General features: G+C 74.6%; 10 protein-coding genes. 4 read left to right on the top strand and 6 right to left on the bottom strand.

Annotated features, from left to right (window positions below):
• Positions 1-9 precede the first annotated feature (9 nt).
• The 6 genes from O7613_RS13795 to O7613_RS13770 are packed head-to-tail and all read right to left on the bottom strand — an operon-like array spanning position 10 to position 7,442.
• Positions 10-1,938, bottom strand: coding sequence for a KedN5 family methylcobalamin-dependent radical SAM C-methyltransferase (locus tag O7613_RS13795; RefSeq protein WP_281588094.1), 1,929 nt, complete (start codon positions 1,936-1,938; stop codon positions 10-12).
• Positions 1,932-3,059 (bottom strand): Nif3-like dinuclear metal center hexameric protein, encoded by a 1,128-nt coding sequence (locus O7613_RS13790; RefSeq protein ID WP_282294261.1) that lies wholly within the window; start codon positions 3,057-3,059, stop codon positions 1,932-1,934. The genes O7613_RS13795 and O7613_RS13790 overlap by 7 nt, the downstream gene beginning before the upstream one ends.
• Positions 3,056-4,234 (bottom strand): hypothetical protein, encoded by a 1,179-nt coding sequence (locus tag O7613_RS13785; RefSeq protein WP_282294259.1) that lies wholly within the window; start codon positions 4,232-4,234, stop codon positions 3,056-3,058. The genes O7613_RS13790 and O7613_RS13785 overlap by 4 nt, the downstream gene beginning before the upstream one ends.
• 7 nt (positions 4,235-4,241) lie before the next feature.
• The gene (locus tag O7613_RS13780) at positions 4,242-5,354 is read right to left on the bottom strand and encodes a nucleotide disphospho-sugar-binding domain-containing protein (protein ID WP_281588099.1); all 1,113 of its coding nucleotides are present in this window, start codon (positions 5,352-5,354) and stop codon (positions 4,242-4,244) included.
• Positions 5,355-5,364: 10 nt separating this feature from the next.
• A complete protein-coding gene (locus O7613_RS13775) occupies positions 5,365-6,603 on the bottom strand; it encodes a cytochrome P450 (RefSeq protein ID WP_282294256.1) in 1,239 nt (412 codons plus the stop codon).
• A gap of 59 nt (positions 6,604-6,662) precedes the next feature.
• On the bottom strand, positions 6,663-7,442 hold the full coding sequence (locus tag O7613_RS13770) for a sugar phosphate nucleotidyltransferase (RefSeq protein ID WP_281588103.1): 780 nt from the start codon (positions 7,440-7,442) through the stop codon (positions 6,663-6,665).
• Between the two features lie 202 nt (positions 7,443-7,644).
• Here O7613_RS13770 and O7613_RS13765 point away from each other — a divergent pair, with 202 nt between their 5' ends.
• From O7613_RS13765 to O7613_RS13750, 4 genes are all read left to right on the top strand, one after another.
• The gene (locus tag O7613_RS13765; protein WP_281588105.1) at positions 7,645-8,529 is read left to right on the top strand and encodes a class I SAM-dependent methyltransferase; all 885 of its coding nucleotides are present in this window, start codon (positions 7,645-7,647) and stop codon (positions 8,527-8,529) included.
• A gap of 80 nt (positions 8,530-8,609) precedes the next feature.
• A complete protein-coding gene (locus tag O7613_RS13760) occupies positions 8,610-9,467 on the top strand; it encodes a methyltransferase domain-containing protein (protein ID WP_281588107.1) in 858 nt (285 codons plus the stop codon).
• A 170-nt stretch (positions 9,468-9,637) separates the two neighbouring features.
• Positions 9,638-11,413: a selenium-binding protein SBP56-related protein gene (locus O7613_RS13755; RefSeq protein WP_282294252.1), complete on the top strand. Its 1,776-nt coding sequence runs from the start codon at positions 9,638-9,640 to the stop codon at positions 11,411-11,413.
• On the top strand, positions 11,397-12,482 hold the full coding sequence (locus O7613_RS13750; RefSeq protein WP_281588110.1) for a hypothetical protein: 1,086 nt from the start codon (positions 11,397-11,399) through the stop codon (positions 12,480-12,482). The genes O7613_RS13755 and O7613_RS13750 overlap by 17 nt, the downstream gene beginning before the upstream one ends.
• Positions 12,483-12,664 lie beyond the last annotated feature (182 nt).

Genomic DNA, 12,664 nt, shown 5'->3' with positions numbered 1-12,664 from the left:
GGCGTGACGTCAGGGCCGGTCGACTCCGGTCGTGGCGGCGCCGGCCGGTGCCCGGCCCGACGGCGCCAGTGGACGCGCGACGAAGTGCGTCGCCGTCTCATGGTTGTCGCACTGGGCGTGGAAGCCGACGGCCGCCTCGAACCGGAGCACGGTACGGCGCCGGGCCGGCGGCGCGACCTCGCCCCGGTGCAGGGCGGCCAGGACGGCCGGCACGTCATGGGCGAAGGACACCGGGGCGCTGACGTACACCGGTCCGGCCCGGTCGGTCCGCACGGTCCAGGCGTCCGGCGGCGGATCACCCGGCACCACGTAGCGCGGGCGGCTGAGCCGTTCGAACTCGTACAGTTCCGCGGCGAACGCCCGCCAGGCGGGCGGGAAGCGCGGCACCACAGCGGTTTCCCACCAATCCGCCGCGGCGCGGTCCACCGCCGGGGTGGCGTACATCCGGCGCAGCCCGGCGGAGACCGCGGCCGACTCGGCGATCGTCGGCACGTCCCGCAGGAAGGCGCACACGTCGGGGTCGTCGGCCGCCTCCCACCAGGCCGCCAGCGAGCGGATCAGCTCCGACTGGCGGAGTCCGGCGACCAGTCGCGCCGGAGCCCACACGTGCCGCAGGAACTGGTGCTCGCCGAGCAGCCGGGCGAAGTAGATGAACCGGTGCATGGCCAGGTGCTCGCCGAGATCGGCCTCGTCGTTGGACAGCACGTACTCGAAGTCGTCCCGCTCGCCCCGTACGGTGACCAGGCCGTGCCGCGCGCGCTGCTCCGCGTAGGTGGTGTTGGGCAGCAGCAGCATGGGATAGACGGCGATGCGGCTCACCCGGGCGGCCAGCCGGTCGTACCCGGCGAGGAAGCTCTCCACTGTCTCGCCCGGAGCGCCCCAGATCAGCTCGGCGTAGCAGTCGAGCCCCTCCCGGACCAGCCAGTCGGCGAGGTTCTCCCACTCGTTGACCCGCATGTTGCGCCGCCGCATGCCGGTCAGCGCCACATCCGACAGACTCTGCAGGGCCAACGTGAACGAGCTCTGGAAGCCGTGCCGGCGCAGATCCCGCACGATCCGGTGGAACCGGTCGGACTTGTTCTTCGCCCAGGAGGTCTCCACCGCCCGCGGGTAGCCGCGTCGCTCGCGGGTGCGGATCAGATCCTCGACGAACTCCTCGTCGCCGGCGAGCAGGCCGAAGTTCGCGTCGCAGAGCACCACGGTGGGCACCTGGTGGAAGCCGAAGCAGTCCAGCTCCGCGGCGAGGCGCTCGCGGGAGAAGGCCCGCACCCGCTGCCCGACCGCTCCGCCCCAGTAGCAGAAGGCGCACTTGTACGGGCAGCCCCGGTTGGTCTCCATCAGCGCCACGTCGTACCGGAAACGCCCGGCGGCGTCGGTCATCGGCAGCGCGCCGGTGAGGAACGGGGAGGGGACGACGTCCAGGTCGGACAGCCGGACCCGGTCCGGCGTACGGGCCACGGCGCCGTCCGGCAGCCGGTAGGTCAGGCCGGCCACCTGCGACAGGCCCTCCGGGTACGTCCGTTCCAGCAGGACGCGGACCAGCTCCCGGAACGTCATCTCGCCCTCGCCGTCGACCACCACGTCCACCGCCGGGTGCTCACGCAGCACCCGGGCGCCCTGGTGGGCGACGTGGTTGCCGCCGAAGACCACACACCCGTCCGGGCGCAACTGCTTGTACGTCTCGGCCAGCGCCCCGAAGGCGCGGTAGTTCCAGCCGAGCACGGAACAGGCGAGCACGTCCGGCGGCGGGGCGGCGAAGAGGCTGGCGGCCATCCGGATCAGCGGCACGCCGCCGCGGAAGTTGTGGATCCGGACGTCCGTCTCCGCGCTCAGGTCGCGGTCGGCCGCCAGGACGGCGCGCAGGTAGCCGGCCGCGAGCGGCATCGACTCCAGCGGCGTGTCCCAGGCGCCCTGCTGGAGCAGGCCGATGCTCAGCACGACCGCTCCCCGCTCGGGCGTACCCCGTCCGGCCACGCCGGTCCGTCGGCGTGGACCGGGTCGCCGGTCTCCGGCCGCGGCCCGAGCAGTGACCACCGGTCGGTGTCCCGCGCGGAGACGCGGACCGGCAACCGGCCGCGGAACTCCGCCGCGATCGTCCGCGCCAGCGCCCCCAGCCAGGGCCGGACGGTGGCCCATCCACCCGCGTCGAGCAGCACCGGCGGGCCGGCGGCGGCGGCGAGGTCGCCGGCGAGGTAGGCGTCCACCCCGCAGGCGGTGGCCGCCTCGACGAACCGCCCGCCCGCCCCCGCGCAGACCGCCACCGTCCGCAGCGGACGGCGGGCGTCGCCGGCCACCCGGACGGCGCCGCCCCAGCGGCCCGCCAGCTCCCCGGCCGACATCGCCCGGGGCAGCTCACCCACCCGCCCGTGTCCGTGCCCGTCGGGCAGCTCGGCCAGTTCGAACAGGTAACACGCGGGCTCCTCGTACGGGTGGGCGTCCCGCGCCGCGGCCAGGACCTCGGCCCGGCGGCTCCGCGGCAGCGTCATCTCCACCCGGGCCTCCGGGGCGAGGCTCACCTGGCCCACCGTCCCGGCCGCCGGTCGCGCCCCCACGGCCGGCACGAACGTGCCGGTGCCCGCGGTCCACCAGGCGCACCGGCGGTAGTCACCGATCACCCCGGCCCCGGCCGCGGCAGCCGCCTCGATCAGCCGCTCCACCCCGCTCAGCGGCACGAACACGACGAGCACGTCCCGCCGGCGGGGGACCGGCACCAGCGGCTCGGTGGGGCCGAGCCCGAGGACGGCGGCGAGCGCGTCGGACACCCCGGGCCGGGCCACCGCCGCGTTGCTGTGCGCGGTGTAGAGCGCGAGGCCGGCCGCCTCGGCGTGAGCCACCGTGTCCGGCGTGGGCGGGCGGTGCGTCACCAGCAGGTCGGCGCCCTCGGCCCGGGCCTCGTGGACCGTCGCGGCGACCGCGTCCACCGCCAGCAGCACCCGCCGGAGCGGGCTGTCCGGCCGTCCGGCGAGCAGGCCGACCCGGTCGGCCGGATCGGCGAGGTCGGTGGGGTGGCGTCGGTCCAGCAGGTCGACCGCGTCGTGCACGGTGGCCGGGCCGCTCACCGCAGCGCTTTCGCCAGGTCCCCGGCCGGGTCGTCGAAGACCAGCACCGTGCTCAGCACGCCCCGGCCCGATGCGATGACGGCCCGGACGTCCTCCGGCGAGCGGGCGTGTGCCACCCGGATCCGGGCCGACGGCGACGCGTAGTCGGCAAGCACCACCACGGTCTTCGTCACCGGCGCCCGGCGGATCGCCTCGACGGCCGAGGCGAGGTCACTGAAGGTCATCTCCACCAGCACGCAGGCCAGCCCGCCGGCCAGGTAGCAGGACAGCTCGGCGAGGAACTGCCGCTTGCTCTGCCCGTGCCGTCCCGGCAACCCGGACAGGTACGCCAGCCCCGACTCGAACGGGTACGGGCGCAGATGGGCGGTGACCGCGCCGGCGGCGGCGACCGCGACCGGCACGCCCGGCACCAGCTCCAGCGTCCGACGGGTCAGGCCCACCCCGTCGAGCACGTCCAGGGTGTCCGGGTTGCCCTCGACGAGCAGCGCCACCTCGTCCACGCCGGCGCGTTGCAACGCGGTGAGCGCCGCGTCGGCGCCCCGGATGGTCCGGTCGTAGTCGGTGATGTCGTAGGGCACCACGTGCCGGGTCGCGCCGGCGGGCAGTCGCAACCCGGCCGCCGGCAGCGTGGTGTCGAAGGTCCAGTCGGTGGCCACCACCGCCCGCGCCCGGCTCAGCGCCGCCCGCAGCTCCTCGCCGGTGCCGTACAGCCTCGGGCCGACGCCGAGCGCGGCGACCCGCTGCGGCGGCAGGCCCGCCTCGGGTCGCCCGGTCTGCCGGCGGCGGATCGCCGCCGCCCGGTCCGCGACGAACCGGCGCGGGGTGAGGAAGTGCACCTCCTGCGGCGCGTCCGTGCTCGACAGGTGGCTGTCGGTGGCCCGGGCCAGCGCGGCGGCCGGCCCGGCAGCCGGCCCGACCAGCGCCACCGGCCGCGCCAGGCGCAGCGCGTCGGCGGCGGTGCGATGGCCGGGCGTGAGCCGGTCCGCCCGCAGCGCCACGAAGCCGGCCGAGACCGGGGACACCGGGTACGGCTGCCCGTGCGCCGTCACGGTGATCCGGTCGCGGACCTCCACCGCGGCCCGGAACACGGTGATCCCGGTGAGGTCCGGCGGCCGTCGCGTCGTCGCCGGCCGGGACTCGGTGGCCACGGTCCGGCGTGTCGGGGTGTCGGTCATGGCCGGCTCAGGACGCCAGCTCGACCAACCGGGACACCACGGCGGCCGGCGGCGGCATGCCCGCCATCTCGTCCCGCACCTCGGCCGCGGCGTCGTGCAGCTTCTCGTCGCCGAGGACCCCGTCGAGCAGGTCGGCGTCGACCTCGTCGGCCGTCGCCGTGACCCCGACGCCACGCTCGCGGACCGCGTCGGCCTGGATGTAGCTGGGCGCGCCGGAGGGCACGACGAGCTGCGCCACGCCGGCGTCCAGCGCGGCCAGGATGGAACCGGCGCCGCCGTGGTGCACGATGAGCCGGCAGGTGCCGAGCAGGGCTCGCAGCGGCAGCCAGTCACGCACCACCCGGACGTTGTCCGGCACGTCGTCGGCGGGTTCGTCGATCCCGCTGAGCAGGACGACGAACTCGGCGTCCACGCCCGCCGCGGCGGCGTACAGCCCGGACAGCAGTTGCGCCATCTTCGGCGCCATGATGTTCGTGCCGATGGTGACCGCGACCCGCGGCCGGTCCGTGGGCACGGTCAGGTCGACCGGCAGCACGCCACCGCCGTTGTACGGCACGTACCGCATCGGCCAGGCGCCCGGGTGGGCGACCACCATGCTCGGCGGGGCGACGTCGAGCAGGGCCCGCCGCTCCGGCAGGCCGGTCAGGCCGTACGCCGTGAAGGTCTCCGGGACGAGCTGGTCGAGCCGCTCGTAGAAGTCGCCGGTGCGCAGCAGGCTCGACCCGTGCTCGACGGCGGGCACGCCGAGCGTCGCCGCGGCCAGCGGGCCGCCGCCCTGGAGCTGGGAGTGCACCACGAGATCGGGGCGCCAGCGACCGGCCACCTCGATCATGCGGTCGACGTACTGCCGGGTCGCCTCGATCAGCAGCACCATGCCGTCGTCGATGCGGGTGGCCCGCTGGGCCACGATGTCCGGGCGGGTGGCGTTGATCTGGGCCAGCGAGGGGCAGCGCCCGTCCGGGTCGAAGTCGACCACGTCCAGCCCGGACGACGCGACCGACAGCGCCGGGCCGGTGGTGGCGACCGCCACGTCGTGGCCGGCGGCCCGCAGCGCCCAGGCCAGCGGCACCATCGGGTAGAGGTGGCTGGCCAGGGGGGTGGACAGGAACAGCACGCGCACGGCGGTCTCCTCACCGGGTCAGAGTGACGGGCAGGTACTGGAATCCGCGCAGGTTGTGCCCGGGGCGTCGGCGGGCGGTGCCGGCCGCGGCGACGGTCGTGCCGGTGGCGCCCAGGACGCGCAGCACCTCGCCGAGCACGAGACGGCCGAGGTGGGCGCCGAGGCAGTAGTGCACCCCGCCGCCGAAGGAGAGCGAGGGTCCTTCGTCCCGGGCGAGGTCGAGCCGGTCGGGGTCGGTGTAGTGGGACGGGTCCCGGTTGGCCGCGCCCTGCACACCGATGACGATCTGGCCGGGCGTGAGGTCGACGCCGGCGATCGTGCACGGTTCCAGGGCGGTCCGCGGGTTGAGGTTGAGGGGCGGGTCCCAGCGGGCCAGTTCCTCCACCGCGCGGGGCAGCAGCGCGGGCGGCAGGTCGCGCAGCGCGTCGAGCTGCCCAGGGTTGGTCAGCAGCGCGTACATGGCGTTGCTGAGCAGGTTGACCAGGGTGTCGCTGCCGGCGTTGAGCAGGTTGGCCGAGGCGGCCACCACCTCGATCCGCTCCAGCGAGCCGTCGTCGAGCGCGCCCGCGAGGCGGCTCACCACGTCCGGGCCCGGGTCGCGGCGCCGGTCGTCGACCAGGTCGCCGAAGTAGTCGGCCATGTCGATCACCGCCTCGGCGGCGGCCGGCAGGTCGGTGCTGGCGGTCATCGGGTCGAAGACCTTCATCGACTCGGGCGACAGCCGGGCCAGCTCGGGCCGGTCGGGCTCGGGCACGCCGAGCATGTCCCCGACCACGCCGGTGCCCAACGGCGAGGCGAACGCCCGGACCCAGTCCACCTCGGACCCGCCGGTCAGCTCGTCGAGGAGCCGTTCGATCCGGGTGACGATCCGGGCCCGCAGCTCCTCCACGTGGCGGGGGGTGAACGCGGCGGCGACCGGGCGGCGCATCCGGGTGTGCAGCGGCGGGTTGGCGAAGACCATGGTGCGCTTCCAGAGCGCCATCACCGGCTCGACCAGCTGCGGTGGCAGGTCGGTGAGGTGCTGCACCGACTCGTCGCCGCGACCCAGGGCGCGGTGCCGCAGGGCGAGGTCCACGTCGTCGTAACGGGTGAGCACGACCATCCCGGTGGTGGTCATGAAGACCGGCGCGTGTTCGTGCAGCCAGTGGTACTGCGCGATGGGCTCGTCGTCCGCGGGACTGTCGAGGAAGCCGAGGAAGACCTGCTCGGCGGCGGCGTTCCCAGTGATGGCGTCGGGGCGGATGCTCACGGCGCAACTCCTGCCTGTCGAGAGCCGTTCGAGGAGCCTAACTATCGAAACATATAGTGTCAACGAGGTCCGGTCGGGACCGTCGGCTGTCGGGGCGCGTACCGCCGGTCGGCCTCCCGGTAGTCCGCCAGGCTCCCGCCCACGTCGCACCACCAGCCGGTCACCTCGGTGCAGCGCAGCCGGCCGCGGCGGGCGTACCGGCGGTTGAGCTCCCATATCTCGGTCTCGCCGCGCGCCGACGGGCGCAGCGCGCGGATCTCGTCGAAGACGTCCCGTCGGTAGAGGTAGACCCCGAGTTCCATCAGCCCGGGCCGGTGCCGGTGCGGGTCCTTGTCGCCCAGGTCGAGCACCCGGCCCTCGGCCACGCGCAGCGGTGTGTGGCCGGCGGTGTCCGGCACCCGGGTGGCGAGCAGCCGGGCGCCGTCGGGCTGGTCGAGGAAGTCGGCGACGGCCCCGGTCAGGTCCGCCTCCAGCAGCAGGTCACCGCAGATCACCACGATCGGCCGGTCGCCGACGTGCGGCTCGACCTGGGCGATCGCCGAGGGCATGCCCAGGCCGGTCGGCGGCTGCCAGACGTACGCGAGGCTGCGCAGACCCAGGTCGCGACCGTCGCGCAGCGTGCCCAGGAACGCGTCGGCGTGCCGGTCGTCGATCACCGCCAGTACGTCGCGTACGCCGGCGGCGGTCAACTGGTCGATCACCCGGGCGGCCAACGGCCGCCCGCCGACGGGCAGCAACTGCTTGCTCGTCCGGTCGGTGAGCGGGGCGAGTCGGGTGCCGCGACCGCCGGCGAGGAGCACGCCGACCGGGGTCGGATCGGGGCGTGGAGGAGTGGGCACGGGGCTTCCCCTTTCCGCGGCCGGACCCGGAGCGGTCCTGAGTAGACGCTTGAAGAACAACTAGCACAGGGTGGCTCCACGTGACTAGAGTGAAGCTGTCCGTCGCGGCCAGGCCGCGGTCGCGCCGCCGGTCCACGTCCGGCGCCCGACGACCCTTTCTGCGGCCCGGTGGCCGCGTCCACGCCGACGAGCAGGGGAGACCATGACCATGCCGGTGCCCGACCGGGCGAGCGTCATCGAGCAGCAACGGCAGACCTGGGATTCGGTGAGCGAGGGCTGGCAGGCCTGGCGGGAGAGCTTCGAGCGCGGCGGCGCGCCGGTGACCCGCGGACTGTTGGACGCGGCCGACCTGCGACCCGGCGACCGGGTCCTCGACGTGGGCAGTGGCTGCGGCGAGCCGGCCCTGTCCGCCGCGCGGATCGTCGGCCGGGACGGACAGGTGCTCGGCCTCGACATCTCCCCGGCGATGATCGAGATTGCCCGTCGCCGTGCCGTCGAGCTGCCGCAGGCCCGCTTCGAGGTCGGTGACCTCGCCGACCTCGACCTGCCGGAGCACTCGTTCGACGCGGTGCTCAGCCGCTGGGCGCTGATGTTCCTGCCGGACCGGGCCGCCGCGCTGCGCGCGCTGCGCCGTCTCCTGACGCCCGGCGGGCGGCTGGCCGCCGCCGTCTGGGGTCCCGCCGACGAGGCGCCGGCCGTGGGCCTGGCGTTCCGCGCCATCGTGCCCGTCGTCCAGGGCTCCACGCCACCGCCACCGCCACCGCCGGACGCGCCGGGCCCGTACGCGATGTCCGATCCGGAGCGTTGCCACGCGGAGCTGACCGAGGCCGGCTTCGTCGACGTGCGCGTCGAGCGGTTCCGGGCCCCGTTCTGGCTCGAGTCGCCGGAGACGTTCGTCGCCTACACCAAGGCGATGCTGCCCGCTCCGGTCCTGGCGATGCTGCGCGACCGGCTCGGCTCGGCCGACGACCCGCGACTCTGGGCCGAGGTGGCCCGGCTGGCCGGGGAGCACGTGGCGGCCGACGGCACCGTCCAGCTTCCCTCCACCGTGTTGCTGCTCAGCGCGGTGGCCGACAAGTCGTCCTGACCGTCCGGCCGGCGCCGCCGTGCCCGGCCCGGTCCCGCCCCGGTGGCCGCCCGGCCGCCCCACCCCTTCCGGAGGTCGAGATGAACTCGCAGGCTGTCCGAGCGCAACAGATCACCGAGTGGACGCTGTGCGCCGGGGCGTGGCGGGACCACCGTGCCAACTTCGTCGAACCGGGTCGCCCGATCACCGAGGCCATGGTGCGCCTGGCCGACCTGCGGCCCGGCGAGCGCGTGCTCGACCTGGCGTGCGGGGTCGGCAACCCGGCGCTCGACGTCGCCGCGCGGGTCGGGGCGGGTGGGCACGTGCTCGGCCTCGACCTGGTCGAGGCCATGGTGGACGGCGCCCGGTCGGTGGCGGCCGGGCTGGACGTCGGCAACGTGGAGTTCCGCGTGATCCCGGACGAGACAACCCTCGGGGTGCCGGACGGGAGCTTCGACGCCGCCACCTGCCGGGCCGGCCTGCAGTACATGCCGGACCGGGCGGGCGCGATGGAGGCGGTGCGGCGGGCGTTGCGTCCCGGTGGGCGGTTCGTGGCCATGACCCTCGGCGCCGCCGAACGCTGCATGCCTTTCCAGCTCACCAACGGCATCGTCAGCCGGCACGTGCCGCTGCCCGAGAAGGCGCCGGACGACGACTCCGGCCCGGTCGGCCTCTCCTCGCTGAAGGAGTTGGTCCACCTGTTCACCGAGGCGGGTTTCGTGGACCTGCGGACCGAGGTCTTCGAGTCGCCGATCTTCGAGGCGGCGGACCCGGCCTCGGCCTGGGAGTTCTTCGCCCGGACGGCGGGCCCGTTCATCCCGCTGCTCGAATCGCTGCCGCCCGAGACCCGGCGGGCGATCCACGAGGACGCGGTACGCACCTTCGGCGCCGCCTTCCCGGACGGGCCGGTCCGCCCGACCGGTGAGGTCCTGGTGGTCTGCGGACGGCGGCCGGATTGAGCGCCCACCTTCCGCTGAGCGACGCATCAGTTTAATATCGGGTAGCGATTTGGGTTCGTCCATGCCTCCGCGGCAGCGGCGACCGCCACCGGCGCGGCGCCGACGCTGCCCTCCGACGAGCGGGAGAAGCCGTGCTCACAGCAGTCCACAATCGTCGATTCCTTGTCCGGATGGCGGCGGTCCTGACCATCGCGGCCGTGGTGCTCGCGCTGTCGGACCAACCCCGCGTCCAAGCCGCCCCGGTCGACCTGCTCACCTCCAGTGTGGTCGGCACCGACGGGCGCACCTACACGGCGACCAACCATCTGGTCCGCGAGGCCCGGCCGTCTCGGCACCACACCCCGAAGGAGTGGCTGCTCGCCTGGGCCGGCGACGAGACACCGTCCGGCTCGGCCGCGTCCGCCACGTCGACCGGCGCGCACCACGCGGCCGTCGGCACCACCGGCGACCCCGACTTCCTGGCCGTCATCGACGTCACCAAGGGCTCGCCCGACTACGGCAAGGTGGTCAACACCGTCACCATGTCGCCGGTGACCGGCAACGAGCCGCACCACCTCCAGTACATCTGGCACAAGGGTCAGCGGCTCTTCGCGCACGGCATCTTCAGTGACATCACCTACGTGCTCGACGCCAGCAGGCTTCCGCAGATCAAGCTCGTCGGCATCAACCTGTCCGCCGACACCCCCTGCGGCTCCCTGCCCGACGCCTCCTGGGTGCTCGACGACGGCACCGCGTACGTCAGCTACATGGGCGGTCCGGACGTCGCCGGGCCCTGCCGATATCCCAACGGGGAGGTCCGCAACGGCAACGGTTTCGGCGGGACGCCGGGCGAGGTGGTCCGGATCGGGCCGGACGGGCGCACCCTGGCCGAGATCCCGGCGGACCGGCCGGAGGGGGACAGCACCGGCACCTGCGGAAGCAAACCGCAGGTGACCCCGGCGACCTGCGCCAACCCGCACGGCATCCAGGTCCGGGAGGACCTCGACCTGATGGTGGTGAGCGACTTCGCCGAGGCGCGCAACTACCTCGACCCGACGAGCGAGGTGGTCGATCCCTACCTGCTCCGGGACACGATCCGGACCTTCGACATCAAGAACCGCAACGCGCCCCGGCTGCGCTCCGTCTCACACCTGCCGGAGGGGCCTCGCGTCGACCAGCTCCCGGCCTTCTCCGAGCCCCGGATGGTGATGGAGAACGCCGTCACCCACAAGCGCCGGCACAAGGGTGTCTTCGCCTCCACCATGGCCGGTGGCGCGATCTTCTACACGCCGGACATCACCGTCAAGAACCCGCAGTGGCGGGAGATCTTCGACGACACCACCGCGTACCGTGCCTTCGACACCACCGGGCTGCTCACCGGCTCGAACTCCGGCGGGAGCTGGCTGCAGGTGAGTCTCGACGACCGGTTCCTGTTCCACGCCGTGATGGGCTCCGACCCGCGCCAGCCACGGGACATCAACAGCGGGATGCTCTACGTCCTGGACATTCAGAAGCTGCTGGCGGCCGGTCGCGACGTCCGCTGCAAGATCGACACCGTGGCCGAGGTGAGCACCGGCGGCGTCGAGCCGGACTGCCCGGCGTTGATGGGCGTCGTGCCGCTGCGCGACGCGGTGTCGCCACTTGTCGGCGTCGGCCCGCACTGGGGCGCCGTCGACAACTTCGGTCCGACGCCGGGCCGCGGTGGCAAGCTGCGCGAACAGGAGCGGATCGACCGGGTTGCCACCTCCAACTACTTCGTGGGCCAGTCGGGGATCGACGGCGACCACCGGGTCTGCCTCATCGACATCGCGCGGAACGGCCGGCCGACGCTTGACAGCACGTTCCGCGACGAATACTCCGACCTGCCCTGCGTCAGCTTCAACCGGGCCCAGTGGCCGCACGGCGCGACCGGAAACGCCCGACCCCACGGGGTCCTGTTCGTCGTCGCCGATGCCGACCTCCACTGAGCCGGCGGGCCGGCGCGCCCGCCGGCTCGCGTCCGGGCTGCTCGTCGTCGCCGCCGTCCTGACCACTGTCACCGCGGCGTCCGCGCCGGCGACCGCCGAGCCGGTCGGGCTGCCGGTGCTGCGGCAGGTGGACCTCGGTGAGCCCGGGGCCGTGCTGGTCGTGCCCGGCCGGCCGGGGCGCAACCTGGTGCGCGTCCCGGCCGAGGGGTGGAGCGTCGGCGCCACCCCCGACCGCCTCGTGCCGGCCACCACCCGTCCCGGCACCGAGGGCGCCTGGGCGGCCGTGGAACTGGCCGCGGGACACCGCCAACTCTGGGTCGGCCGGGCCGGGCGGACCATGGCGCTCACCGTGCCCGTCGGCACCGGGCCCCGCGCCCCCGACGAGCTGACCGGCCCCGACGGGCCGGAGTGCGCCACGGCAGAGTTGGGCCGGCTCGCCGCCGGACGGCCCGCGCCGGTCACCACCTGCCCGGCGCAGCGTCTCGGCGTACCCGACCGGTCCGCCCTGGTCGCCGCCGTCCGGTTCATCGCCGGCCGGGCCGTCGACACGATCACCGTCATCGGCGACGAGTCGCCCCGCTCCCGCGAGGCGACCGCGGCGGTGACGGCCGAGGCCGGGCGGCAGGGCATCACCGTCTCACCCACCGGTCGGGGCCCGCTGGTGATCGTCGCCGGCTGGGACCTGGCCCGGCGTACGCTCGCCGACGTGTCAGCGGGACGGCGGACCGCCCCGTTCGGGGCCTACCTCGCGCCGTGGCTGCTGCACGGGCCGGTGCTCGACCAGCCCGTCGGGCAGGTGCTGGCGCTGGCGTTCGGCCCGATCGAACCGGGCCCGCAGCGATACCTCGGCGCACTCGGGGCGCTCGCCCCCGGCGTCCCGCCCAGCGCGGGTGGCTACCAGGCATACCTGGAGGCGACCGGCGGGCACCTGACCGGTCCGGTACGCCTCTACGCGGCGGCCCGGCTCACCGTGCCGGGCAGCATGCCCGGCCACGCGGGGCACCACGGCACCGCCTGGCTGCCCGGCGGCACGGTCACCCCGGTCACCAGGGGCCTGGACGCCGGCTGATCCCGTCCGATTCCGGGCCCGGCCGTTCTCGCTCGCGGTCGGGCCCGGTTCCGCTCCCGGTGCGCCCGAGTGCGGTCGCCCGTGACCCGGGCCGGTCCGTTTCGCTCGCCGGTGGTTCCGCATCCCGGGAGCGGCCGACCCCCTGCCGACCCCGCACCGGTCCCGGCCTCAGCCCCGCGTCG

Origin of the sequence: Micromonospora sp. WMMD975, from assembly GCF_029581215.1 — a bacterium.
GTDB lineage: Bacteria > Actinomycetota > Actinomycetes > Mycobacteriales > Micromonosporaceae > Micromonospora.
The sequence above is the reverse complement of the archived record's forward strand: the minus strand, read 5'-3'. Positions and strand labels throughout refer to the sequence as shown.